Consider the following 24,793-nt stretch of genomic DNA (forward strand, 5'->3'; position numbering starts at 1 on the left):
GTCCATCGCCGCCTGGGCTGTCGCATTGGCGCCCTTGCGATAGCGTTGCGGCCCGGGCACAGACCGGAACTCTCCACAGCCAAACCGCGGGTGGCCGGCGGTCCGGCATGGATTCCTTCACGGCGAGGCGCTCTGGTGCAGGGATGGCGCGCATCCTCAAAGACCCGGCTTACGTCCACCTCCACGTCCATTCGTCGTTCTCCCTGCTCGAAGGGGCCCTGAAGGTCGGCGACATCGTGAAGGCCGCCCTGGCCGACCGGCAGCCGGCGCTGGCGCTCACCGACACCAACAACCTGTTCGGCGCGCTGGAATTCTCCGAGAAGGCCGCCGGCGCCGGCATCCAGCCGATCCCCGGCCTCCAGCTCACCGTGGCCTTCGAAGCGCCCGACCCGATGGCGCGCGTCGGGCAGGCACAGGCGTCCTGCGCCAACGTCGTGCTGCTGGCACAGGACGAGACCGGCTACGGCAACCTGCTGCGGCTGGCGAGCCGGGCCTATTTCGACGTCGCTCTGGGCGACGCGCCCCGGGTCACCGTCGCGGCGCTCGCCGAGTCGAGCGCCGGCCTGATCGCCCTGACCGGCGGCTCCACGGGACCCCTCGACAGCGCCCTCAGGATGGGCCGGGCCGAGCTCGCCGCCGGCCGCCTGGCGCAGCTGCGCGCGGCCTTCGGGGAGGACAGCCTCTACGTGGAGATCCTGCGCCACGGCCTCGCCGACGAGCGCGGGGTCGAGCGGGAATTGCTGCGGCTCGCCGACGGCCACGGCCTCTCGGTGGTGGCGGCCAACGAGCCGTTCTTCGCCCGCGAGGGCGATTACGACGCCCACGATGCGCTGCTGGCCATCGCGGATGGCCGCCTCGTCTCGGACGACCGCCGCCGCAGGCTGACCCCGCGCCACGGCTTCAAGACCCGGGCCGAGATGGCCGCGCTCTTCGCCGACCTGCCGGACGCCCTGAACGCCACCGTCGAGATCGCCATGCGCTGCGCCTACCGCGTGCGCACCCGCAAGCCGATCCTGCCGAATTTCGGCGTCGTCGCCGCCCTCGACGCCGCCGCGCCCGAGGCCGTTCCCGCCGTCGCGGCGGCGCCGCCCCTCGACGAGCCGGCGGAGCTGCGCCGGCAGGCCGAGGCCGGCCTCGAACTGCGCCTCGCCCAGCACGGCACCGCGCCCGGCATGACCGAGCAGGTCTACCGCGACCGTCTCGCCTTCGAGCTCGACGTCATCGTGGGCATGAAGTTTCCCGGCTACTTCCTGATCGTGTCGGACTTCATCAAGTGGGCCAAGGACCACGACATCCCGGTGGGTCCGGGCCGCGGCTCCGGCGCCGGCTCCCTGGTGGCCTGGTCGCTGCTCATCACCGATCTCGACCCGCTCCGCTTCGGCCTGCTCTTCGAGCGCTTCCTCAACCCCGAGCGCGTCTCGATGCCGGATTTCGACATCGACTTCTGCGTCGAGGGTCGCGAGCGCGTGATCCAGTACGTGCAGCAGCGCTACGGCGAGCGGCAGGTGGCGCAGATCATCACCTTCGGCACCCTGCTGGCCCGTGGCGTGCTGCGCGACGTCGGCCGCGTCCTGGAGATGCCCTACGGGCAGGTCGACAAGCTGACCAAGCTCGTGCCGCAGAACCCGGCCAACCCCGTCACCCTGGTCCAGGCCATCGAGGGCGAGCCGAAGCTCCAGCAGGCGATCGAGGAGGAGCCGATCGTCGCCCGCCTCATGGAGATCTCGAAGAAGCTCGAGGGCCTGCACCGGCACGCCTCGACCCACGCCGCCGGCGTCGTCATCGGCGACCGTCCGCTGGAGCAGCTCGTGCCGCTCTACCGCGATCCGAAGACCGGCATGCGGGTGACCCAGTTCAACATGAAGTGGGTCGAGGCCGCGGGCCTCGTCAAGTTCGACTTCCTCGGCCTGAAGACCCTGACCCTGCTGCGCTGCTGCACCGACTTCCTGGCCAAGCGCGGCATCATCGTCGACCTCGCCTCGCTGCCCCTCGACGATCCCAAGACCTACGCGCCGATGAAGCGCGGCGAGACGGTGGGCGTGTTCCAGGTGGAATCGGCCGGCATGCGCAAGGCGCTGGTCGAGATGCAGGCCGACCGCTTCGAGGACATCATCGCCCTGGTGGCGCTCTACCGCCCGGGCCCGATGGCCAACATCCCGGTCTATTGCGAGCGCAAGCTCGGGCGCGATGCCGGCAACGAGGCGAGCTGGTACCCGCACGAGAAGCTGGAGCCGATCCTCAAGGAGACCTTCGGCATCATCGTCTACCAGGAACAGGTGATGGAGGTGGCCAAGGTGCTCGCCGGCTACTCGCTCGGCGAGGCCGACATGCTCCGCCGCGCCATGGGCAAGAAGATCAAGGCCGAGATGGACGCCCAGCGCGACCGCTTCGTGAAGGGCTGCGTCGAGCGCGACCTCACCAAGGCCAAGGCCAACGAGATCTTCGACCTGCTCGCCAAGTTCGCCGATTACGGCTTCAACAAGTCACACGCCGCCGCCTACGCCCTGCTGACCTACCAGACCGCCTACCTGAAGGCGAACCATCCGGTGGAGTTCCTGGCCGCCGCGATGCAGCTCGACATCGACGTCACCGACAAGCTCGCCGAATTCCGCCAGGACGCCCAGCGGCTGAAGATCACGGTGGAGCCGCCCTCGATCAACACCTCGGGCGTCGGCTTCGAGGTGCGCGAGGGCCGCATCCACTACGCGCTGGCGGCGATCAAGGGCGTGGGCCGGGGCGCGGTCGAGGCCCTGATCGAGGCCCGGGGCGACAGGCCCTTCAAGGATCTCGCCTGCCTCGCGCGCCGCCTCAACCCGCGCATGCTCAACAAGCGCACCCTGGAGAACCTAGTGGCGGCCGGGGCGATGGACACCATCGAGCCGGATCGCGCCCGGGCCTGCGCCGCCATCGAGCCGATGATGAAGCTCGCCCAGGGGGCCGCGGAGGCGGCCAGCACCGGCATCGACGACATGTTCGGCGGGATCACCGCCGCGGACGTCACCCTGCGGGTGCCGCCCTATGATCCCTGGCCGATGGCCGACAAGCTCAAGAAGGAATACGACGCGATCGGATTCTTCCTCTCGGGCCATCCGCTGGACGAGTACGGCGACCTCCTCGGCAAGCTGCGGGTCCAGACCTGGGCCGAGTTCTGCCGGGCGGTGCGGGCCGGCACCACCAGCGTGGGCCGCGTCGCGGCCTCGGTCCTCGACCGCTCGGAGCGCCGGACCAAGACCGGCAACAAGCTCGGCATCGTCATCCTCTCGGACCAGACCGGGCATTTCGAGGCGATCATCTTCTCCGAAGGCCTCGGCCAGTACCGCGAGATCCTGGAGCCGGGCCGTCCCCTGGTGCTCCAGCTCCAGGCCAACCTGGAGGGCGAGGACGTGCGCGCCCGCATCATGACGGCCGAGCCCCTCGACGTGGCGGTGGCCCGCCACCAGAAGGGCATGCGCGTCTACCTGCGCGACGAGCGCCCGATCCCCAGCGTGCAGCAGCGCCTTCAGGTGCGCGGCGAGGGCGAGGTCTCCCTCATCCTGCTCCTCGACGGTGCCCGCGAGGTCGAAGTCAAGCTGCCGGGCCGCTACCAGGCCACGCCCCAGATCGCCGGGGCGCTCCGGGCCGTGCCGGGGGTGGTGCAGGTCGAGGTGAACTGAGGCGCCGTCCCGAGGCGGGCGCCCGGACTTTTCGGACGGGCGCGTCGGCTAGGGACAGAACCCGACCGACGCGGCGCCTCAGGCGGCGCGGATGGCCGCGAGGAACCCTTCGACCTCCTGGCGCACGTTCACCGACTGGACCGAGAGTTCGCCCGCCGCCATCAGCACCTGCTGGGCCGCCGAACCGGTCTCGCCGGAGGAGGCCAGGACCCGGGCCACGTTCATCGAGACGTCCTGGGTCCCGCGCGCCGCCTCGGCCGCGTTGCGGGAGATCTCGCCGGTGGCCGCGGTCTGCTCCACCACCGTCGCGGCGATGCTCTCGGTGATCGCGTTCACGGAGACGATGGTCTGGCCGATCTGGCGGATCGCCGAGACGGCCTGGGCCGTGGCCTGCTGGATCGCCGTGATCTGGCCGCCGATCTGGTCGGTGGCCCGCGCGGTCTGGCCGGCGAGTTCCTTGACCTCCGCCGCGACCACTGCGAAGCCGCGGCCCGCCTCGCCGGCCCGGGCGGCCTCGATGGTGGCGTTCAGCGCCAGCAGGTTCGTCTGCCCGGCGATGCTGGAGATCATCGTCACGGCCTCGCCGATGCGGTCGGCGGCCTGCATCAGGCTGCCCATGGCGACGTCCGTCGCCTCCGCCTCGCGGGCGGCGGCCCCGGCGGCCGCATTGGATTGCTGAACCTGGCGCTCGATCTCCTGCAGGGAGGCGACCATCTCCTCGGCGGCCGCCGCCACGGTCTGCACGTTCGCCGAGGTCTCCTCGGCGGCGGCGCTGGAGGCGACGGCCTGGCCGTTGGTGCTCGCCGCCACCTCGGTCATCGAGCGCGCCGTCGCGTCGAGTTCGGTCGCCGCGGAGGTGACGATGCCGATCGCACCCGAGATGGTGTGCTCGAAGCTCCGGACGAGCCCGTCGACCCGGTCGGCCCGGCGCTGGCGCGCGGATTGCGCCGTGACCTGCTGCGCCTCCAGGTCGATGCGCGCGATGGCGTTCTGGCGGAACACGTCGACGACCTTGGCCATCTGGCCCATCTCGTCCACCGCGTCCTGCGAGGGCACGGTGACCGCCGTCTCGCCGGCGGCGAGCCGGCTCATCGCTTCCGTCATGCCGGAGATCGGGCCGATGATGCTGCGCGCGATCAGGAAGGCGAGGGCGCCGCCGAGCGCCAGCGCCAGGGCGACGAGGCCCATCTGCAGGGTGCGGGCGCGGTCGACGCTCGCCTGCGTGGCGGCGGTGATCTCGGCGACCGCCACCTCGATCTTGGCCCGGACGCCCAGCCCGGCCTGCATCAGGGTCGTCGCATGCGGCTTGAGGTTGTCGTCGTAGGCGGTCCGCATCGACTCCAGCGCGGCGGCGGCGGCGTTGAAGGCGCCGATATAGGCGCCGACCGTGTCCTGAAGCTGGCGGATCGGCCGCGCGAACTCGCCGCCGGTGTCGAGATCCCGCAGGGCCTTGAGGGCGGCGTCGGCCTTGAGGCTGTTCGCCGCGAAGGTCGCCGGACCCTGCGGGTCGCGGGTGGCCAGGAAACGCCAGTTCGCGACCCGCATCAGCAGCACCGCGCTGTCGACGTTCGCCGCCTGGGTGACCAGCGCCGCCGATCCGCCCTGCCGGATGGCGGCCATCAGCTGGCCGGTCGCGCGGGTCATCTCGTCACCGGTCTTGAACAGCTTGGCCTTGCTCTCGGCCAGGGCCTGGCCGGCCTGGCCGAGGCGCTGGATATCGTCCTTCAGAACGGCGGACTCGTCGCGCATGCCCGCATAGATCGCGCGCCGCTCCTCGGAGACGGCGATGTCGACCTGACGCTGGAGGAGGGTGGCGATGGCTTGGCGCGTCTGCTCCATCTGACCGACCTGATCGGGCTTCTGGTTCGCCTGGAACTCCAGGGCCTGGACGGAGAGGCGTTCTCCGAGGCCGTTCGCCGAGAAGACGTTGCGTGCCCCCTCCTCGAGGCGGGTGAGCCGCGCATAATCCTCCGTGACGGAGCCGAGCTGATATTGAGAGGTGAGGCCGATCCCGCCGGCGATGACGATCAGACTGCCGAAACCTGCATAGAGACGAGCGCGGATACCGAGTTTCATCGACGTAGTCCGATCGGGGGAATAATTTGCCCTCTCATCTGTATGCACGAACGGATAAATAAGTATGAAATCAGGGACGAACCTCTCTCTGCAGGTGTTCTGAGCTAATTTGGTTCATTCAATATCCGGTGGAGACCTCTATAGTCTCGCGAAGCGTCGCCTCGGGGCGATCCGAGGTCGCGGCCTGCGGCGTCGCGCGTGACCGGCTCCGCGACCCGCCGGAATCCGGCGTTCACGCCGGTTTCGCGTGGCCCTATCCGGAATTGCCGGGCCGGTCCGGATTCCCGGACCTCGGGAGCCGCGCTCGGAGCCGCTCGGCCACCATCCCCTGCAGGGTCAGCAGGTGCGGGCAGCGGATCCCTTCCGCGAGGCAGGCGGAGACCGTGCGGAACAGGTACTCGGCGCTGGGACCGAGATGGCCGGCCCCGGAGGCGATCCGGTCGGCGATCGCGGCGTCCGAGATCGGGCCGGTATAGCGGTCGCTGTCCGGGTTCACCACGAAGGTGAGCGCCTGGATCTGGCCCGCGGCCGTCTCCACCGTCACCCAGCGGCCGATGTATCCGTTGCCCCGCATCTCGCGGCGCCAGACCGGCAGCAGGGTCTCGGCGGCCTCGTCGCCGGTGAGCCGGAAGGCGACCCCGTCGCAGGACCCGCCCGCGTCGAGGGCCAGGACCAGGCCGGGATTGTCGACGCTGCCGCGGAAGCGCCGCTGCAGGAGGCAGAAGCGCCGGTGGTAGCCGTGGACGGTGCCGACCCGGCGCTCCGAATAGGTGAATTCCGGCCGCCAGATCAGCGAGCCGTAGCCGAACACCCAGAGCCCCTCCGCCGGCAGCGGCCGGGCGGCGAAGGCGGCCGCGAGACCCGGCGCCAGCTCTGCATCGCTCATCAGGGCCAGGGCGGTGGCGTCGTCCGCCACCGGCGTGGGATGGGCGCGGGCGATCAGGTCGAGGGTCAGGTCGAGGCGCTGGTCCGGCATGGTCGCAGCGAACCACCGGGCGGCCCGGGGCGCAAGACGTGGCCCCTCAAGACGTGGCCCCTCGCGAGATCCGACAGGCCGTGGCGGCGGTCTCCCGCGCCGGCTTTCGGGTCTTGGCTTTCAGGTCTTGGCGGCGGCCATCGCCTCGAGTTCGGGCAGCGGCTCGGTGCGGTGGTGGTCGCAGGCTTCCTTGTCCTCGTCGATGACGGTCAGGGTTCCGGCCTTCTCCTGGATGACGATCTTGACCCGCTCCGCCTTGCCGAAGGTGCGGCCCCGCATCCGGCTCGACACGCAGTAGAGGGTGCGCCCCTCGTCGAGGAAGGGCCCGGAGACCCGACTCTGCACGAAGCGGACCGGGATCAGCGAAACCGAACCGAACTCGGTCCGGCTCAGCGCGAGGGCGGCGAGGCGCTCCCGGATCGGGGCGGTCGCGGCGGGCGTCGGGACCGGCGCACGGGGGCCGCAGCCGGCGAGGACGAGGGGCACCAGGGCGGCGAGGGCCCGAGCGCGGGTGCCGCGGCATGCGGGCACGGGAAAGGACATAGCGGGCGACCTCGATTCGGCGTCGCATCGAGCCTAGCCGGATTCTCGCACAGCGGGAACGGTGCTTCACATGCAACCGCGGCCATCGCGTCGCGTTTGCATCGCCCGGCGGGCGCCGTAAGACACGGCCATGCAATGGACCGACGAGGCCCTGGTTCTCGGCCTGCGCCGCCAGGGCGAGACCAGCGTCATCCTCGAACTCATGACCCGGGAGCACGGCCGCCATCTCGGGCTCGTGCATGGCGGCCGCTCGCGCCGGATGCAGCCGGTGCTCCAGGCCGGCAACCGGGTGCAGGCCACCTGGCGGGCGCGCCTCGACGAGAGCCTGGGCGCCTTCGCGGTCGAGCCCGTGGAATCCGTCGCCGCCCGGCTGATGGGCTCCGGGCTCGCCCTCTACGGCATGAGCCACCTCGCCGGCCTGCTCCGCCTGCTGCCCGAGCGCGAGCCCCATCCCGAGCTGTTCGAGGCCGCCGGCCTCCTCGTCGCGCACCTGCACGACCCCGACATCGCCCCGCCGCTGATGGTGCGCTTCGAGCTCGCCATCCTGGCCGAACTCGGCTTCGGGCTCGACCTCGCGGCCTGCGCCGCCACGGGGGGCAACGACGCCCTGATCTACGTCTCGCCCCGGAGCGGGCGGGCGGTGAGCGCCTCGGCCGGCGAGCCCTATCGCGACAGGCTGCTGGCGCTGCCGGACTTCCTGCGCGCGCGCCCGCCCGGCGCGGGGCTGCCGATGACTCCGGACGCCCGGGACGTTACCGAGGGGTTTACCTTGACGGGGTATTTCCTCGATCAGCACATCTGGGGACCGCGCGCGATCCCCGTGCCCGAGGAACGCGCGCGCTTCGTTGCATTGGGCACGGGGAACGCCTAAATTCCGTTCGTGCTTTGTTCTGATTTGGGTCGGTTGCGGCCCGGGAGTTCGTGATGGGCCAGCCCTTCGAGCCGCCATCGGATCCCGATGGCATCGAGAGCGTCGAGCTGAAGACCGCGCTGGAGGATCGCTACCTCGCCTACGCGCTCTCGACGATCATGCACCGGGCGCTGCCCGATGCCCGCGACGGGCTGAAGCCGGTCCATCGCCGCATCCTGTTCGCCATGCGGCTCCTGAAGCTCGACCCCAGCTCGGCCTTCAAGAAATGCGCCCGCATCGTCGGTGACGTCATCGGCAAGTATCACCCGCACGGCGACACGGCGGCCTACGACGCCCTGGTGCGCATGGCGCAGGACTTCGCGCAGCGCTACCCGCTCGTCGACGGCCAGGGCAATTTCGGCAACATCGACGGCGACAACGCCGCGGCGCAACGCTACACCGAGGCCCGGATGACGGAGGTGGCGCGCCTCCTCCTCGAAGGCCTCGACGACGATTCGGTGGATTTCCGCCCGAACTACGACGGGCAGGAGGAGGAGCCGGTGGTGCTCCCCGCCGCCTTCCCGAACCTGCTCGCCAACGGCAGCCAGGGCATCGCGGTGGGCATGGCGACCTCGATCCCGCCCCACAACGCGGCCGAACTCTGCGACGCGGCGCTCTACCTCATCACCCATCCGGAGGCGACCTCCGCCCAACTCCTGACCTTCGTGAAGGGGCCGGACTTCCCCACCGGCGGCATCCTGATCGACAGTGCCGAATCGATCACCGAGGCCTACCGCACCGGGCGCGGCGGCTTTCGCGTGCGGGCGCGCTGGGCCAAGGAGGATCTCGGGCGCGGGACCTGGACCATCGTGGTCACGGAGATCCCCTACGGCGTGCAGAAGGCGCGCCTGATCGAGAAGCTCGCGGAGCTGCTGCAGGAGCGCAAGCTGCCGCTGCTGGCCGACGTGCGCGACGAATCGGCCGAGGACGTGCGCATCGTGCTGGAGCCGCGCGCCCGCAACGTCGACCCCGTCATCCTGATGGAATCGCTGTTCCGGCTCACCGAGCTCGAATCGCGCATCTCACTCAACATGAACGTGCTGGTGGGCGGGCTCGTGCCCCGGGTCATCGGCCTCGCCGAGGCCCTGCGCGAGTGGCTCGACCACCGCCGCGTCGTGCTCCAGCGCCGCTCGCGCCACCGCCTCGGCCAGATCGACCGCCGCCTGGAGATCCTCGGCGGCCTGCTCATCGTCTATCTCGACCTCGACGAAGTGATCCGCATCATCCGCGAGGAGGACGAGCCGAAGCCCGCCCTGATGAAGCGCTTCGAGCTGACCGAGATCCAGGCCAACGCCATCCTCGACACGCGCCTGCGCTCCTTGCGCAAGCTCGAGGAGATGGAGATGAAGCGCGAGCTCGACGCGCTGACCCTGGAGAAGGAGGGGATCGAGGGCCTGCTCGGCTCCGACAAGCTGCAATGGGCCGACATCACCAAGCAGATCCGCGCGGTGAAGAAGACCTTCGGCCCCGAGACCAAGATCGGCGCCCGGCGCACCACCCTGGAGAACCCGCCCGACACCGCCGGCATCGACTTCACCGCCGCCATGGTGGAGCGCGAGCCGATCACCGTGATCGTCTCCAACAAGGGCTGGATCCGGGCCCTCAAGGGCCATGTCGCCGACCTGTCCGGCGTCGCCTTCAAGGGCGATGACGGCCTCAAGCTCGCCTTTCCGAGCGAGACCACGGCCAAGATCCTGGTGCTAGCCTCGAACGGCAAGGTGTTCACCCTGGAGGCCGCCAAGCTGCCGGGCGGGCGCGGCTTCGGCGACCCGATCCGCCTGATGGTGGATTTCGACGACGGCACCGAGATCGTGGCTGCCATGCCCTACCAGCCCGGGGCGAAGGTCCTCCTGGCGGCCACGGACGGGCGCGGCTTCCTGGCGCCGGCCGACGCGCTGGTCGCCAATACCCGCAAGGGCAAGGGCATCATGGGCCTCGACGCACCGGCCACCGCGGCCGTGCTGGTGCCGGCGGCGGGCGACCACGTGGCGGTGTGCAGCGCCGACCGGCTGATGCTGGTCTTCCCGTTGAGCGAATTGCCCGAGATGGTGCGGGGCAAGGGCGTCCGCCTGCAGCGCTGCCGCCAGACCACGCTCACCGACGCCCACGTCTTCACCCTGGCCGAGGGCCTGCCCTGGCGCGAGGCGGGCGGCGAGGCGCGGCTCGCCAATGCGGGCATCCTGGAGAAGTGGATCGGCCACCGGGCCGAGGCCGGCACGCTGATGACCCGGAGCTTCCCGAAATTCGAGCGGTTCGGGAAGTAGGTGAGCGGACGCCCCAGGCGCCTGGGACGTGGATCTCAGGTCGCCTGGCCGAGGGTTTCCTCGACGAGGCGAGGGTTGCGCTGAAGGAGCGCCAGCAGCACGCGGGCCGGTCCTTCGGGCTGGCGCCGGCGCTGTTCCCAGTTTCTCAGGGTGCCGACGGCGACACCGATCCGACGGGCGAAGGCGTCCTGCGAGAGATCGGTCGCCTTTCGGATCGCGGCGACGTCGATCTCCTGCGGAACGTGGATGGCGCACCCGGCTGCGATATCCCCGCGCGCATGGGCGGCCGCCTGGGTCAGGCTCAGCGTCAACTCGGCGAACATCGCTTCGTCCATCGCTTTACTCCTTAGAACAAGGTCTCGACGAGACGGGCAAGGGTGCGGGCCTGATCGGGTGTCAGGTTGCCCTGGTCATTCTTCGCGTAGGCCAGGAGCAGGTACACGCCCTTGGGGCCGACGAAGTACGAGATCACGCGGGCGCCTCCGCGCTTGCCACGTCCTGCCAAGGGAACACGAACCTTCCGAAGGCCGCCAGTCCCCGGGATCACATCACCCGCCTATGGATGCGCCGCGAAGAAATTCACGACCGCGCTGCGCTCGGCCTCGGTCATCACGCGTTCGGCAGAGCGCAGGTAGATCTTGGTCTCGATGACCGTATGAAGGGCGCCCGCCATACCTCAGACTGCGCCGTTGGCGCACGCGGGTCAACGGCAGGGCACCGGCCGCGGGCTCCGGTGAACGTCCGCCATGCGACTGCAGGCCCGTCGCCGTCCGCGCCAAACACCGACGGCAAGGCCCGGGGAACCGAGTCTTGCCGCGTAGAAAGCCTTGCCGCGCCTGGATCGTTGCGACTTGGGAAGTCCGGTCGCGCCGCTCGGGTCAGCGGCGGCGGAACTGGCCGCGCATCGGCGGACGCGGACCGGCGGAGCGCTCGTCCTTGTGCCGGAACACGAGGCGGCCCTTCTCCAGGTCGTAGGGAGACATCTCGACGGTGACACGGTCGCCGGCCAGAGTCTTGATGCGGTTCTTCTTCATCTTGCCGGCCGTGTAGGCCACGATCTCGTGGCCCTGATCGAGCTGCACGCGGTAGCGCGCGTCCGGCAGGATCTCGATCACGAGACCGTCGAACTGCATCAACTCTTCTTTCGCCATCCACACTCTCCAGCCGGACGGCCTGAAAAGGGGCGACCCGGGACACAAAACGAAGCCGTTCGGCAAAACGCGGCGGGCGGCGGGTCCGATCCCATCGGATGCGCAACACCGGCGAGCGTTGCCCCGACATAATGTCCGGGCCGGCCGGAAGCAAGCTTTTCCCGATTCAGACCGGTGATCAAGCCGGCACAATCCGCGTGAGGATTCGGCGAGGATTCGACAAGGTTTCGGAAAGACCAGGATTCGGCGCGCGCTTTCGCACATCGCGACCCGCGAGATCGCTGCGGTCCGCCTGCGGCCGTGCCGCCGACGGCCGCGGCGCCCCGTCAGGGCGTGACGTCGTTGCCGACGTAGTCGATCCGCCCGTCCGGGGTCCGCTTCCAGGCCTGCAGAATGGTGGCCGGGCGGCGGGGATCGGGCTTGAGGTCGCCCCTGGCATCGTAGGCGAGGTCGCCGAGGATCGTCCGCAGGGAACGGCCCTGGTGCAGGTAGGCGGCCACCGCCCGGCCGTCCCCCGATCCGGCACCGAGGATGCCCTGGCGCAGGATCTCGACGGCCGCGTAGGCCTGGGCGGCCACGGCGTTCGCCTCCGGGGTGCGCGGCACCTTGGCGGCCTTCCCGTCGGGCAGCCTGGGCTCGGGCAGCTTCGACTCGGAGAGCCTGGGCGGCTCGGGCGTCAGGGTCATCACCGTGCCCTCGGCCGCAGGGCCGGCCGCCTGTGGGAAGGCCGGGTCGAGGAGGCCGTCGCTGCCCACCAGCGGCGCGGTCACGCCGGCGTCGCGCAGGCCGCGCAGGAGCATGGCGGCATCCGGCGCGAGCCCCCCGAAATACACGACCTCGACCCGCGCCCGCTTCAGGCGCGCGGCCAGCCCGGAGGCGTCCCGCTCGCCGCGGGTCAGGGTCTCGAAGGCGGCCTCCGGCTGGCCGGCGGCCTTCAGGGCGCGGCTCACGCCCTCCGCGAGGCCGCGCCCGAACGGGCTCTTGTCGTGCACGAGGCCGATGCGCTGGCCGCCATGACGGCCGAGGAGGTAGGCGCCGGCGAGCCGCCCCTGCTCGGCCTCGTTCGGCACGGTGCGGAACACGTTCCACAGGCCCTTGGCCGTCAGCCCAGGATAGCCGGTGCCTGGCGTCACGGCGACGATGCCGGCCTCCTCGTAGACCGGCACGGCCAGGGCCGCGACGCCCGCACCGAAGGGGCCGACGACGAGACCGACCCGCTCGGCGGCGAATCGCCGGGCGACGGCCAGGCCCTGCTTGCCGTCGCCGGCATCGTCGGCCACCACGAGGACGAGGCGCTGCCCGTTGACGCCGCCGGCCCGGTTGAGATCGGCCACCGCCCGCTCGGCCCCGAGCCGCAGCCCCTCTCCGAAGGCGGCATCCGGGCCGGTCAGCGGGGCCGACAGCCCGATCCGGACCTGAGCCTCCACGGAGCCGGCCGTCGAACCCATCAGCAGGCCGGCGAGAGCGAGGGCGCAGGCGGTGACACGGAGGCTGGGCATCGGGGCGCGGGGTCCATCGAGGCAGGGGTCCATCGAGGCAGGTGACGTGGCCCCACGATAGGGGTGCCCGGTCGGTGCGGGAAGTCACGCCCCGGATGTCGGCCCCATGAGGATCGCATTGCCGCGGCTGCGCGGGACCTTACCTCCTTCTCCCGGGTTTCCATCCATGTTCCACGCAGCGGGTCCGAGCCCGCGCCGGAGTTCGTCAGGGCCATGCTTTCCACCGACAACGACATCCTCGGCGCGGCCGAAGCCTGGCGGCGCGAGGGTCGCGCGGTGGCGCTCGCCACCGTCATCGAGACTTGGGGCTCGGCGCCGCGGCCGGTGGGCAGCCATCTCGTGGTCGACGGCGAGGGCAATTTCCTCGGTTCGGTCTCCGGCGGCTGCGTCGAGGGCGCGGTGATCACCGAAGGCCTGGAGGCGATCGCCGACGGTCAGGCGCGGGTGATCGAATTCGGCGTGGCCGACGAGACCGCCTGGCGGGTCGGCCTGTCCTGCGGCGGCCGCATCCGCGTCTTCGTCGAGCCGGTGGCCTGAGGCGGCGCCATGCAGCTCGAAACCCTCGCGATCCTCAATGCCGAGCGCGCCGCGCGCCGGGCCGCCATCCTGGTGACGGAGCTCGACGGCGGGATGCAGCGCGTGGTGCGCGAGACCGAGATCGCCGGCGACCCCCTGGCCGACCTCCTCGCCCGCCATCTCGCCTCCGGCAAGAGCGGCCTCGCCGAGGCGGGCGGGCGCTCCGTCTTCCTCACCGTGCAGGCGCCCCCGGTACGCTTGGTGGTGATCGGCGCCGTGCATATCAGCCAGGCCCTGTGCCCGATGGCGCGCGCCCTCGACCTCGCCGTCACCGTCATCGATCCGCGCACCGCCTTCGCGACGCCGGAGCGCTTCCCCGGCATCGATCTCGTCGCCGAATGGCCGGACGACGCCCTGGCGGGGCCGGTCCCGCCCCTCGATCGCTACTGCGCGGTGACGGCCCTGACCCACGATCCGAAGATCGACGACCCCGCCCTGGCGGCGGCGCTCCGGGCCGGCTGCTTCTACGTCGGCGCCCTCGGCTCGCGCAAAACCCACGCGGCCCGCGTCGCCCGTCTCACCCAGGCCGGATTCTCGGAAGCCGAGATCGGGCGGATCGCGGCGCCGATCGGCCTGCCCATCCAGGCCGTCAGCCCGGCCGAGATCGCCGTCTCGATCCTGGCGCAGATCATCGCCGCGCTGCGGACGCCCCCTGCCGGAGCCGCCCCGTGAAGTTCGGCGCCGTCCCCACCGGCGAGGCCGCCGGGCTGATCGCCGCCCATACGGTGCGGTCCCACGACGTGACCCTGCGCAAGGGCCGGGTGATCCCGGCCGAGGACGCCGCGCGCCTCGCCGCCGCCGGCCTGTCCGAACTCGTGGCCGTCACCCTGGAGCCGGGCGACGTCGCCGAGGATGCGGCGGCCGAGCGCCTCGCCGCGCATCTCGCCGGCGCGCAGCTGCACCGCGAGCCGCCCTTCACCGGCCGCTGCAACCTGCACGCGGCCACCGCCGGGCTCCTGCAGATCGACCGGTCCGCCATCGACGCCGTCAACGGCACCGACGAGGCGATCACGGTGGCGACGCTCGCGCCCTACAAGCCGGTGGTGGCCGGCGAGATGGTCGCCACGGTCAAGATCATCCCCTACGCGGTCTCGGGCGCGGCCCTCGAGCGGGCCTGCCGCGCCGCGCCCGCGGGCGCCCTCGCCGTCGCGCCCTACTGCTTGACCCGGGTCGCCGTGGTCTCGACCCTGCTGCCCGGCCTCAAGCCCGCGACCATCGACAAGACGCTGGCCAACCTGCGCCACCGCCTCGCCCCCACGGGGGCGGAGCTCGTCGCCGAGGCCCGGGTGCCCCATCGCCGGGAGGCCGTGGCCGACGCGATCCGGGCGGCGGTCGCGGAGGATCGGGCCGAGCTGGTGGTGGTGTTCGGCGCCTCGGCCATCGCCGACCGGCGCGACGTGATTCCCGCCGCGATCGAGGCGGCGGACGGGCATGTCGACCACCTCGGCATGCCGGTGGACCCGGGCAATCTCCTCCTGGTCGGCCGGGTCGGCGCGGTTCCGGTCATCGGCGCGCCGGGCTGCGCGCGCTCGCCCAAGGAGAACGGCTTCGACTGGGTGCTGCACCGGCTGCTCGCCGGGCTGGCCGTGACCCGGTCCGACATCGTCGCCCTGGGCGTCGGCGGGCTCCTGATGGAGATCGTGTCGCGGCCCCAGCCCCGCTCCGGCGGCGACCCGGCCGACGAGGATGCCTGAGGCCGATGCCTGAACTCGGCCTCATCCTCCTCGCGGCCGGGCGGGGGACCCGCTTCGGCGCGGCGCCGAAGCTGCTGCAGCCCTTGGCCGGGCGGCCGTTGGTGCGCCACGCGGCCGAGGCCGCCATCGGCTCCGGGCTCGGCCCGGTGGTGGCGGTGCTCGGCGCCCATGCCGACCGGGTCGGCGCCGCCCTCGACGGGCTCGATCTCGTCCGAATCGTGAACCCGGCCTATGCCGGCGGCCTCGCCACCTCGCTCCAGGCCGGTCTGGCGGCCCTGCCGGCGGAGGTGGCGGGCGCGATCGTGCTCCTCGGCGACATGCCGCGCGTGACCGCCCGCCACCTCACGGACCTCGCCGAGGCCTTCCGCCGGGCGGACCCGGCCCCTTCGGCCGTGGTGCCGATCCATGCCGGCCGGCGCGGCAACCCGGTCCTCCTGAACCTGGGGCTCCTGGCGCCGGCCCTCGCCGCCCTCTCCGGCGACCAGGGGGCGGGGCGCCTGCTCGCCGGACGCGACGACGTGCTCGCATGCGCGATGGATGCGGGCGTCATCCAGGACGTCGACACGCCGGATGGCCTCGCCGCCCTCGGCTGAGGCCGGTCAGTCCTGCGCCGCGGCCCGCGCCGGGGCGCGCTTGGCCTCGGCCCGGCACCGGTCCGAGCAGTAGCGGACCTCGTCCCAGACCTGCTCCCACTTCTTGCGCCACGCGAACGGCTTGCCGCACTGGACGCAGACCTTGGTGGGGAGATCGGCCTTCTTGCGCATCCGCGCCATCGGATCTGCTCGGTCGCTTCTGGGGAGACGTCGCGTCCATATAGGGCAGCCTACCGCCCGAGCTGCCCGGCCTCGCTGACCGGGACGGGGCTCCAGCGATTGAGCTGGATGTAGCCGTCGCGGGCCGCGACGACGACGTGGCGGCGGTAGCGCTGCACCACCGTCCCGGGCGAATGGCGATGGGCCTCCCGCCAGCCCTCGGCGGCCGCCACGTAGACCCGCGACTCGCCGACCCGAGCGATCGTCTCGATCGTGCCGAAGGCGCGGACGCGGCGCAGGATCGCTTCGACCTCGGACCGGAAATCCAGGGTCCGGTCGGCGTCCGTGACCCGCGGCCAGTAAGAACCGGTACCCTGGGGGGCCGGCGTTCTCCAGAGGGCGGGAAGGTCCCGGGCGACGGGGCCGGCCGCGATGCGCCGCGCCGCCATCTGGCACTTGGCGAGCAGGGTCTCGTGCGATTCCAGGGGGGCGAGCGGGAAGCGCTCCTGGGCCAGGATGTCGCCGGTGTCGAAGCCGTCCTCGGCCAGGACGTGGGCGGTGACGCCCCATTCCGGCTGCCCGTCGCTGATCGCCTTGAAGAGCGGGTAGGGCCCGCGGCCCAGGGGAAGCGGGGAGGGGTGGAAATTCAGCCCGTAGGCCGCCTGGCCGCGCCAGCCCCGGATCAGCCAGGGATAGCCGGCCACCACCAGGGCCCAGTCCCGGCCATGCGCCTCCGCGAGCCCGGAAAGGTCCTCGGGCCGCATCCGCGAGATCTGCATCGGCACGCGGTAGCGGCGGGCCTGGGCCACCACCGCCTCGTTGTGATCGTAGATCCCGTCGCAGGGCCGGGTGAACAGCTTGATCGGCGTCCAGCCCGCCCCGGTCAGGGCCTCGAACACGCCGCCGAGGAAATCGATGCCGGCAAAGGCGAACTTCATGAGGCTCCCGACGGTCCTGCGACGTCACGGATCGGTCGATCCCGCGCGGCGACGGCTCCCCGTCCCCGGCTTCCGCCATACCTACCCGATCGGGAGCGAATTGGGAGCGGGCATGAGGCGGGACATCGTCGCCGAGGGACCGGGGCGCGGAAGCGCCGGCCGGGTCCGGAATCCGGCCCGCGCGCGCCTGCGCCGACACGGGGGGGCCTGACGGCCATCCGCACCCTCCGCTTCCTCCTCGGCGACCAGCTCACCCGGCGCATCGCCACCCTGACCGATCTCGATCCGGAGCACGACGTCGTGCTGATGGTCGAGGTCCGGGCGGAGGCGACCTATGTCCGCCACCACAAGCAGAAGATCGCGTTCCTGTTCTCGGCGATGCGCCACTTCGCGGCCGAGCTGGAGGCGGAGGGCATCACCGTCGACTACGTCCGCCTCAATGCTCCGGACAACACCGGCAGCTTCACCGGCGAACTGGCGCGGGCGGTCGCGCGCCACGCGGTCGACCGGGTCGTCGTGACCGAGCCCGGCGAGTGGCGGGTCTGGGAGATGATGGAGGGCTGGCGCGCCGATCTCGGGCCGCCGGTGGAGATCCGCGACGACAACCGCTTCCTCTGTCCGCGCGCGGCCTTCGCCGACTGGGCCGGCGATCGCCGGAGCCTGCGCATGGAGACGTTCTACCGCGGCATGCGCCGGCGGACCGGCCTGCTGATGGAGGGCGCCGAGCCCGTCGGCGGCCGCTGGAACTTCGACCCCGAGAATCGCAAGGGCCTGCCGAAGGGGCACGTCCTGCCCGAGCGCATCGCCTTTCCGCCGGATGCCGTGACCCGGGAGGTCATCGCCCTCGTCGAAGCGGAGTTCGCCGATCACTTCGGCGAGACCGACGCCTTCGCCTGGCCGGTGACCCGGACCGAGGCCGTCGCGGCCTTCAAACACTTCCTCGCCGTGGGCCTTCCCGCCTTCGGCGACTACCAGGACGCGATGCGCGCCGGCGCGCCGTTCCTGTACCACGCGCTGATCGGGCCGGCGCTGAATGCCGGGCTCCTGACGCCGGAGGAGGTCTGCCGGGCGGCGGAGCGCGCCTACCGCGCGGGCGAGGCCCCGCTCCACTGCGTCGAGGGCTTCATCCGCCAGATCCTCGGCTGGCGGGAATACGTGCGCGGCCTGTACTGGGCGCGGATGCCGGACTACGCGGGCTCGAACGCCCTCGAGGCCACCCGCGACCTGCCGTGGTTCTACTGGTCCGGCGAGACCGGGATGAACTGTCTGCGGGAGTGCATCGGCGCCACCCGCACCCACGCCTATGCCCACCACATCCAGCGCCTGATGGTGACGGGAAACTTCGCGCTCCTCGCCGGGATCGCGCCGGCGCAGGTCGAGGAATGGTACCTCGTCGTCTACGCCGATGCCTACGAGTGGGTCGAACTGCCCAACGTCCACGGCATGGTGCTCTGGGCCGATGGCGGCGTGATGGGCTCGAAGCCCTACGCGGCCTCGGGCGCCTACATCAACCGCATGTCCGATTACTGCCTGGGCTGCGCCTACGACGTGGCGCAGAAGACCGGCGCCACGGCCTGCCCGTTCAACTACCTCTACTGGGACTTTCTGATCCGGCACGCCGAGCGCCTCGCGGACAATCCCCGCCTCGCCATGCCCTACCGCACCCTGGCGCGCATGGACCCCGCCAAGCGAGCCGCCATCGTCGAGGATGCGGCCCGCTTCCTCGATGGGCTCGACGCCGCGCCCTCCGCTCCCAGGGTCGAGCAGGGACACCTGGACCTGGCGCCGCCCCGCTCCGGCGCGGGCCGCCGTCCCGCCGGGGGCAAGACTCCATCAAGGGGTTAAGCCCGCCAGGACGTAGGGCTACCAAGGAGTCCAGACGCTGAGGCCGAGATAGGGGCCGGGGTCCTGATCGCTGGCGAGTTGCAGCCCGGCCGAGAGGCGCAGGCTGAAGCGGCCGAGGGCGAAATCCGTGGCGTGCAGCCCGACATTCCATTTCCGGTAGCCGGTCTCGTCCCCGTAGAGGGAGATTTCGGGTCCGAGATAGGCGTCCCAGCCCCCCGTGCCCCAGCCCCGCGTCCCCCAGGACAGGCGGCCCCAGGCGCTCATGCGGGTGGTGCCGGCGATCAGCGTGGCGGTGAGCAGGGTCGCGTCGGTGGGGCGGGCCCAGACCTCGCCGTGCAGGCGCAGGCCGAAGCGGGGCGCCAGGGCATGGACGCAGCCGCAGCCCGACACCACCTCCATCGTTCCTTCGGGGCCCGCATAGGCGGCAACGACGCCCCAGTCCCGAAACCATTGGTAGCCGAGCACGACCGCACCGATCGCGGTGTCGCGGGTGACGGCCCCCTCCCGGCGCCGCTGGCCCCCGAGGCTGCCCAGGGCCACGAAGCCCTCCCGATCGAGCCGATCCAGCGCCACCTTCGCGCCCGTGGTGACGAAGACGGAAGGACTTGCCTCCAGGCTCCCGAACAGGAGGACCGAGGCGGGCGAGGAGGCCAGGGCCGGCCCAGCGAGGACGGAGGCGGACCAGGCGGCCATGCCGGCCAGGATCGCCGGGCCGCGCCCCGGTTTCGGAACATCTCCTGCCGTCGGTCCCACGGGCGGCCTGCCTCGACCTCGAAGAAGGCTTCAATCTTCCGAAGCCAGACCCGAAATGCAATCTCCGGTCCGTAAAGGACGGGTATAATCCAAGATTGGTTGCATCCGGCGCGGCCGATAGATTGCTGTTCCCGCGTGCTGATCACCTTACGGAAACGAATCGTCGATGTGGCAACTCTAAATTGACGGCGCGTGCCCGAGGCACCCGTCGCGTTCGGCCACCGCCGTCCCGGCCGCCGCGAATCGCGGCCGTCCCGGCGTGCGGATGCGCCGCTTGGCCTGCGCGTCCATCTCGGCTACAGCCCGGCTCAGGACAGTCGCCAATGGCCGAGCTTTCTTGTCACCTGCTGCCAGAACTTCCGAGGTTCTCACCGTGCTCGCCGAGCAGGAAGGGGAACGGCTGACAGTCGGTGACATCGTCGCCGTCCTGAAGGATCGCGCCTTCGCGCTCCTCATCGTGATCCTCGGATTGCCCAACTGCCTGCCGATGCCGCCGCCGATCCCGCTGGTCTGCGGGCTCCTGCTGCTCCTGGTGGCGATCCAGATCACGGCCGGCATGGCCTCGCCCTGGCTGCCGCGGGCGCTGCTGCGCCGGTCCGTCGCCCGCAGCGACGTCGAGCGGGCAGCCAACCGGGCCGTGCCGCTGCTGCGCCGCCTCGAGCACTGGTCGCGCCCGCGCATGAGCCTGTTCGAGACGGCCCTCGGCATGCGCGGCATCGGCCTCATCCTGCTCACGCTGTCGCTGGCCCTGATCGTCGCCGCGCCGATCGTCGGGCAGATTCCCCTCGGTCTCGCCATCTGCCTCGTCGGCCTCGGACTCGTCGAGCGCGACGGCGTCGTGGTGCTGGGCGGCCTCGCCATCGGGGCGGTGGGCGTCCTTCTCAATGCCGGCTTCGTCTACGCCATCATCTCCGGCCTGATGAGCCTCTTCAACCTCTAGGGTTTCGTCCTGAGGCCCCGGCCCGTCAGGCCTCCAGGTGGCGGGCGCGGACGAGCCGGTAGACGAGCCCGCCCCGGCGTCCGACCATCATCGAGACGAGATAGAGGCCGCCGGCCGCCAGCACGATCGCCGGGCCGGTCGGGACATCGGCCTGATAGGACACGCTGAGACCGATCACGCTCGACAGCATCGCGATCAGCACCGAGACCGGGATCATGCCCGACAGGTCCGCCGCCCAGAACCGCGCCGCGATGGCGGGCAGCAGCATCAGCCCCACCGCCAGCAGGGTCCCCAGGGCCTGGAACCCGCCCACGAGGTTCATCACCACGAGCCCGAGGAAGGCGTAGTGGACCGGGGCGCCGGCGCGACTGACCGTGCGCAGGAACAGCGGATCGACGCATTCCATCACCAGGGGCCGGTAGATCGCCGCCAGGCCGAACAGGGTCACGGTGGCGATGCCCCCGAGCAGCCAGAGAGCCGGATCGTCGAGGGCGAGCACGGTGCCGAACAGGATGTGCAGCAGGTCGATCTGCGATCCGCGCAGGGAGACCAGCAGGACGCCGCCGGCCAGCGAGATCAGGTAGAAGGCCGCCAGGCTCGCATCCTCCTTGATCACGGTGGAGCGGGTGACGAGCCCCGCCATCAGCGCCACCGCGAGGCCGGCGGCGAGCCCCCCCAGGGTCATGGCCGGCAGGGACAGCCCCGCCACCAGGAAGCCCACCGCCGCCCCGGGCAGGATCGCGTGGCTCATGGCGTCGCTCATCAGGCTCATGCGCCGCAGCATCAGGAACACGCCGACGGGCGGGGCCGAGAGCGACAGAGCGAGGCAGCCGACCAGCGCCCGGCGCATAAAGCCGAATTCGACGAAGGGTCCGAACAGGAGATCGATCACGCGGCGTGCCCATGGTCGTGCGCGGATTTTGGGCCGGGCGCGGGTTTCTGGCCGTGCACGGGGTCCCGGTCGTGCGCAGCCCCGTGATCGTGGCTGTGCGGATGGGCGGCGTCATGCGCGTGCGCATGGCCGTGAGCCGGGCCGGCCTCCTCGTGGCGGCCGCAGACCGCCGCATCCTCGTCCCAGGCCTCCGACAGGCTCTGGGCGCGGGCGAGATTCGGGGCCGTGAGCACCCGATCGGTCGGCCCCCAGGCCACCGCCTCCCGGGCGAGGAGCAGGGTCTGCGGGAAGTGGCTCCGAACCTGCCCGAGATCGTGCAGGGCGGCCACGATGGTGCGTCCCTGCCCGTGCCAGGTCCGCACCAGGGCCAGGAGGTCGGCGGTGGTGCGTCCGTCGACGCCGGTGAACGGCTCGTCGAGGAGGAGCACGCGGGCCTCCTGCACGATCAGGCGGGCGAACAGGGCGCGCTGGAACTGGCCGCCCGACAGGGTGCCGATCAGGCGCTTCTCGAACCCGGCGAGGCCGACGGCGGCCAAGGCCTCCAGGAGCGTCGCCCGGTGGCGCCGCGTGCTCCGCCAGGGACCGAGGCGGCGCCACAGGCCCATGGCCACGAGGTCGAGGACGCTAAGGGGGAAGCTGCGGTCGATCTCCGCCGCCTGGGGCAGGTAGGCGATGGCGTCGTCGAGGCCCGGTCGCGCGATCCGGCCCTCCAGGCAAGGAATCTCGCCGACGATGCCCTTCAGGAGCGTCGACTTTCCGGCCCCGTTGGGCCCGACCAGGGCGAGGAGCGCGCCGGGGGGGATGATCCCGTCGAGGTGATGGACCGCCGGATGGCGATCGTAGCCGAGGGTCAGGCCGTGGAGCGCGATGGCGCCGGGCAGGTCGGCGCTCATCGAGAGGCCCAGAGGACCGCGCCCCAGAGGAGCAGGGCCAGCACCGCGGCCACCGCGAAGCGCAGGGACGCGCCGGCCTGGAACAGGGAGGGGCGGGGGGAAACGGGAGGACGCGGGTGTCGGGTCACGGATGGATCATTTGCCCGAACGGGAGCGCCGGCTTATGTTGGGGTGATACACTGTAACACTCGGGCAGTTCAACGGGCCGGGTTCATCCGACAGGCCGGGTCCTTCCAGCAGCCCGGGTTCATGGGGCAGACCATGCACGACCATGCGGCGACGCATGACCACGGTTGCGGCGGGGCGCCGGAGGCGATCGCTCGGGCGGAGCGCCTGTGCCGCGAACGCGACCTGCAATTCACCCGGCTGCGCCGCGACGTGCTGGCGGCCGTGGCGGGACAGACGCGGCCGATGGGCGCCTACGACATCGCCGAGGCCCTGAGCGAGCCGGGACGGCGGGTCGCGGCGGTCTCGGTCTACCGGGCCCTCGACTTTCTCACCGAGCACGGGCTCGTGCACCGCATCGCCAGCCGCAACGCCTTCGTGTCCTGCGGCCATTCCCACACGGACGGTGCCGGCCTCGTCTTCCTCATCTGCCGGAACTGCGGCACCATCGACGAGACCACCTCGCCGGAAGTGGAGGATCAGCTCGGCCGCACCCTGGCCAAGGCCGGGTTCCGGCCGACGAGCCGGATCCTCGAGGTCGAGGGCGAGTGCGGTGCCTGTCTCGGCCGGTCCGCCGAGGAGTGAAGTTCGGGCGGACCGGTCCGTCTCAGCAGGCGTTCCTGTAGGCGCGCCGCGAGAACACCGTCATGAACATGATCCGCAGGTCGAGCCAGATCGACCAGTTGTCGATGTAGTGCAGGTCGTGCTGGACCCGCCGCTCCATGTCGAGATCGGTGAGGGTTTCCCCGCGCAGGCCGTTCACCTGCGCCCAGCCGGTGATGCCCGGCATCACGTTGTGGCGCCGGGCGTAGAGCGCGATGCGGTTCTCGAAGCTGCGGTCATGCGCCAGGGCATGGGGACGCGGCCCGACGAGGGACATCTCGCCGAGCACGACGTTGAGGAGCTGGGGCAATTCGTCGATGTTGGAGCGGCGCAGCACCCGGCCGATCGGCGTGATGCGGCTGTCGTTGCGGGTCGCCTGCTTGAAGACCGTTTCCGGCTCCGCCTTCATGCTGCGGAACTTGAAGACGCCGAAGGGCTGCTGGTTGAAGCCGTAGCGTTTCTGGCGGAAGAACACCGGACCCGGGCTGTCGATCTTCACCAGCACCGCCACCACGAGAAAGAGCGGGCTGAGCAGCACCAGGGCCACCAGGGCCAGGGCGAGATCGAGGCTGCGCTTTAGGAACAACTCGCCGGCCTGCAGCGGGCGGCGCCCGATATTGATGCCCGAGAGGCGGCCGACCCGGGCGAGGGTCAGGTCTGGGAACCGGTCCATCACCGAGCCGGGGCGCAGATGCAGGGCCGCCGGCACCCGCAGGAACGCATCGATGCAGCGCTCGATATCCGAGGCCTCCGACCACGGCACCAGGATGAACACGTCGTCCGGGCGCAGGAAGCGCACCACGGAGACGGCCAGATCGAGATCCTCCGACATCTGGGCGGTGCGGGACGCCGCATCGGCCACCGGGTCGAGGGCGCGCAGGTAGCTCGTCCCGATCACGCGAAGTCCGAGCGCCTCCGGGTCGTTGTGGGCGTAGAAGCGGGCGATGTCCTCCTCGTAGCCGACGAGATGGACGCGGTTGGTGTTGCCGGAGGTCGTCGCCGCCGCGCTGCGGACCACGCGCAGCATCGCCCCGCGGGCCAGCAGCACCGCCGGCAGCCCGGTCAGGAAGAACCCCAGGGAAACGAGGCGCGAATACTCGTGGGTCGTCTTCGTCGCGAAGCCGATCAGCAGGACGATGGCCCAGGCGCCGGTCCAGACCGTCGCCGCCCGGCGCAGGTGGGGCCGACGCGACAGCAGCGTCTCGATGTTGTAGTCCTCGCGCACGAGGTTGGTCAGCAGGACGAAGAGCGCGATCAGGGCGGCGAGTTCGAAGCTGCCGCTGCGGGCCGCCATCGGCACCGTGCCGTCGAAGGCGGCGTGGTAGGCGAGATCGATGCCCGCCGCGACGAGGAAGATGACGAGGATCTCCGCCAGGGCGGTCGCGGCCGAGAGGCCGATCCGGAAGGCGGTGCGGCTGCGGCGCGGCAGGAGCGCCGCCCAGACATCGCGGCGTGTCCGGAAGATCGGGAGTTTTTCGAGCGAGGCTGGGATGCGGTCATGAAACATCTGAAGCGCCATGTCCCATCCTGATGCGAAGACTGTGCGAATCTGAACCAAGTCACGAATCAATCATGGTAACCGAGAATAGCGGTGCAAGTCCCGGGCCTGAAGCCCGCTGGACCTGTCCGGCGCAGGCTCAGGCAGCGTCTCCGAAGCCGCCGCAGGGCCG

The 24,793-nt window shown here is 71.2% G+C and carries 24 protein-coding genes; 10 read left to right on the forward strand and 14 right to left on the reverse strand.

All coding sequences use genetic code 11. From position 1 onward, the window contains the following. The first annotated feature begins 143 nt into the window (after positions 1–143). Positions 144–3,653 (forward strand): DNA polymerase III subunit alpha, encoded by a 3,510-nt coding sequence (dnaE, locus tag ASF49_RS00430; RefSeq protein WP_056466054.1) that lies wholly within the window; start codon positions 144–146, stop codon positions 3,651–3,653. Between the two features lie 78 nt (positions 3,654–3,731). Here the strand turns inward: dnaE and ASF49_RS00435 are convergent, their stop codons facing one another. The 3 genes from ASF49_RS00435 to ASF49_RS00445 form a co-directional block, all read right to left on the reverse strand. Then, positions 3,732–5,729, reverse strand: a complete 1,998-nt coding sequence (locus tag ASF49_RS00435) for a methyl-accepting chemotaxis protein (protein WP_056466057.1) — start codon at positions 5,727–5,729, stop codon at positions 3,732–3,734. Between the two features lie 253 nt (positions 5,730–5,982). Next, positions 5,983–6,705 carry a gamma-glutamylcyclotransferase gene (locus ASF49_RS00440; protein WP_056466062.1) on the reverse strand — a complete coding sequence of 241 codons (723 nt, stop codon included), beginning with the start codon at positions 6,703–6,705 and terminating at the stop codon, positions 5,983–5,985. A gap of 120 nt (positions 6,706–6,825) precedes the next feature. Beyond that, positions 6,826–7,248: a hypothetical protein gene (locus tag ASF49_RS00445; RefSeq protein WP_056466064.1), complete on the reverse strand. Its 423-nt coding sequence runs from the start codon at positions 7,246–7,248 to the stop codon at positions 6,826–6,828. Positions 7,249–7,378: 130 nt separating this feature from the next. On the opposite strand from ASF49_RS00445, the gene recO reads away from it, so the two are divergent. Beyond that, positions 7,379–8,119: a DNA repair protein RecO gene (recO, locus tag ASF49_RS00450; protein ID WP_056466065.1), complete on the forward strand. Its 741-nt coding sequence runs from the start codon at positions 7,379–7,381 to the stop codon at positions 8,117–8,119. A 53-nt stretch (positions 8,120–8,172) separates the two neighbouring features. Further along, positions 8,173–10,422 (forward strand): DNA topoisomerase IV subunit A, encoded by a 2,250-nt coding sequence (parC, locus tag ASF49_RS00455; protein WP_056466067.1) that lies wholly within the window; start codon positions 8,173–8,175, stop codon positions 10,420–10,422. 35 nt (positions 10,423–10,457) lie between these two features. Here parC and ASF49_RS00460 read toward each other — a convergent pair whose 3' ends face one another. The 4 genes from ASF49_RS00460 to ASF49_RS00475 all read right to left on the reverse strand — a co-directional run bounded on the left by ASF49_RS00460 (position 10,458) and on the right by ASF49_RS00475 (position 13,072). After that, the gene (locus ASF49_RS00460; RefSeq protein WP_056466071.1) at positions 10,458–10,757 is read right to left on the reverse strand and encodes a helix-turn-helix domain-containing protein; all 300 of its coding nucleotides are present in this window, start codon (positions 10,755–10,757) and stop codon (positions 10,458–10,460) included. 11 nt (positions 10,758–10,768) lie between these two features. Further along, positions 10,769–10,969 carry a type II toxin-antitoxin system RelE/ParE family toxin gene (locus ASF49_RS24680; RefSeq protein ID WP_272481481.1) on the reverse strand — a complete coding sequence of 67 codons (201 nt, stop codon included), beginning with the start codon at positions 10,967–10,969 and terminating at the stop codon, positions 10,769–10,771. 331 nt (positions 10,970–11,300) lie between these two features. Further along, a complete protein-coding gene (infA, locus tag ASF49_RS00470) occupies positions 11,301–11,573 on the reverse strand; it encodes a translation initiation factor IF-1 (protein WP_055947419.1) in 273 nt (90 codons plus the stop codon). Between the two features lie 326 nt (positions 11,574–11,899). Continuing rightward, positions 11,900–13,072, reverse strand: coding sequence for a branched-chain amino acid ABC transporter substrate-binding protein (locus ASF49_RS00475; protein WP_056466073.1), 1,173 nt, complete (start codon positions 13,070–13,072; stop codon positions 11,900–11,902). Between the two features lie 213 nt (positions 13,073–13,285). Between ASF49_RS00475 and ASF49_RS00480 the strand changes: the two genes are divergently transcribed. The 4 genes from ASF49_RS00480 to ASF49_RS00495 are packed head-to-tail and all read left to right on the forward strand — an operon-like array spanning position 13,286 to position 15,935. Then, positions 13,286–13,609, forward strand: a complete 324-nt coding sequence (locus ASF49_RS00480) for an XdhC family protein (protein WP_056466075.1) — start codon at positions 13,286–13,288, stop codon at positions 13,607–13,609. A gap of 9 nt (positions 13,610–13,618) precedes the next feature. Beyond that, entirely contained in the window at positions 13,619–14,320 is a 702-nt protein-coding gene (locus tag ASF49_RS00485) for an XdhC family protein (protein WP_056466077.1), read from the forward strand. Continuing rightward, positions 14,317–15,342 (forward strand): molybdopterin-binding protein, encoded by a 1,026-nt coding sequence (locus ASF49_RS00490; RefSeq protein WP_056466080.1) that lies wholly within the window; start codon positions 14,317–14,319, stop codon positions 15,340–15,342. Before ASF49_RS00485 ends, ASF49_RS00490 begins: the two co-directional genes overlap by 4 nt. Before the next feature lie 5 nt (positions 15,343–15,347). Beyond that, positions 15,348–15,935: a nucleotidyltransferase family protein gene (locus ASF49_RS00495; protein WP_056466084.1), complete on the forward strand. Its 588-nt coding sequence runs from the start codon at positions 15,348–15,350 to the stop codon at positions 15,933–15,935. 6 nt (positions 15,936–15,941) lie between these two features. On the opposite strand, the gene ASF49_RS22840 is transcribed toward ASF49_RS00495, so the two are convergent. Together ASF49_RS22840 and ASF49_RS00500 are read right to left on the reverse strand one after the other, a co-directional pair. After that, positions 15,942–16,115, reverse strand: coding sequence for a DUF2256 domain-containing protein (locus ASF49_RS22840; protein WP_200929992.1), 174 nt, complete (start codon positions 16,113–16,115; stop codon positions 15,942–15,944). 50 nt (positions 16,116–16,165) lie between these two features. Continuing rightward, positions 16,166–17,032: a formyltransferase family protein gene (locus ASF49_RS00500; RefSeq protein WP_056466087.1), complete on the reverse strand. Its 867-nt coding sequence runs from the start codon at positions 17,030–17,032 to the stop codon at positions 16,166–16,168. A gap of 216 nt (positions 17,033–17,248) precedes the next feature. On the opposite strand from ASF49_RS00500, the gene ASF49_RS00505 reads away from it, so the two are divergent. Next, a complete protein-coding gene (locus ASF49_RS00505) occupies positions 17,249–18,877 on the forward strand; it encodes a cryptochrome/photolyase family protein (protein WP_082510798.1) in 1,629 nt (542 codons plus the stop codon). A gap of 18 nt (positions 18,878–18,895) precedes the next feature. On the opposite strand, the gene bcsS is transcribed toward ASF49_RS00505, so the two are convergent. After that, positions 18,896–19,570, reverse strand: coding sequence for a cellulose biosynthesis protein BcsS (bcsS, locus tag ASF49_RS00510; RefSeq protein ID WP_056466094.1), 675 nt, complete (start codon positions 19,568–19,570; stop codon positions 18,896–18,898). A gap of 397 nt (positions 19,571–19,967) precedes the next feature. Here bcsS and ASF49_RS00515 point away from each other — a divergent pair, with 397 nt between their 5' ends. Continuing rightward, positions 19,968–20,570 carry an exopolysaccharide biosynthesis protein gene (locus ASF49_RS00515; RefSeq protein ID WP_272481482.1) on the forward strand — a complete coding sequence of 201 codons (603 nt, stop codon included), beginning with the start codon at positions 19,968–19,970 and terminating at the stop codon, positions 20,568–20,570. Between the two features lie 25 nt (positions 20,571–20,595). On the opposite strand, the gene ASF49_RS00520 is transcribed toward ASF49_RS00515, so the two are convergent. From ASF49_RS00520 to ASF49_RS24685, 3 genes are read right to left on the reverse strand one after another with little or no spacing between them, the layout of a single operon-like run. Further along, positions 20,596–21,420: a metal ABC transporter permease gene (locus ASF49_RS00520; RefSeq protein ID WP_156652810.1), complete on the reverse strand. Its 825-nt coding sequence runs from the start codon at positions 21,418–21,420 to the stop codon at positions 20,596–20,598. Positions 21,421–21,458: 38 nt separating this feature from the next. Beyond that, positions 21,459–22,355 carry a metal ABC transporter ATP-binding protein gene (locus ASF49_RS00525; RefSeq protein WP_056466102.1) on the reverse strand — a complete coding sequence of 299 codons (897 nt, stop codon included), beginning with the start codon at positions 22,353–22,355 and terminating at the stop codon, positions 21,459–21,461. Further along, positions 22,352–22,483: a hypothetical protein gene (locus ASF49_RS24685; protein WP_272481483.1), complete on the reverse strand. Its 132-nt coding sequence runs from the start codon at positions 22,481–22,483 to the stop codon at positions 22,352–22,354. The genes ASF49_RS00525 and ASF49_RS24685 overlap by 4 nt, the downstream gene beginning before the upstream one ends. Positions 22,484–22,616: 133 nt before the next feature. Between ASF49_RS24685 and ASF49_RS00530 the strand changes: the two genes are divergently transcribed. After that, positions 22,617–23,105, forward strand: coding sequence for a Fur family transcriptional regulator (locus tag ASF49_RS00530; protein ID WP_056467844.1), 489 nt, complete (start codon positions 22,617–22,619; stop codon positions 23,103–23,105). A gap of 22 nt (positions 23,106–23,127) precedes the next feature. On the opposite strand, the gene ASF49_RS00535 is transcribed toward ASF49_RS00530, so the two are convergent. Then, entirely contained in the window at positions 23,128–24,630 is a 1,503-nt protein-coding gene (locus tag ASF49_RS00535; RefSeq protein ID WP_056467847.1) for an exopolysaccharide biosynthesis polyprenyl glycosylphosphotransferase, read from the reverse strand. Between the last annotated feature and the right edge of the window lie 163 nt (positions 24,631–24,793).

The sequence above is a fragment of the Methylobacterium sp. Leaf104 genome, assembly GCF_001422885.1.
Classification (GTDB): Bacteria; Pseudomonadota; Alphaproteobacteria; order Rhizobiales; family Beijerinckiaceae; genus Methylobacterium.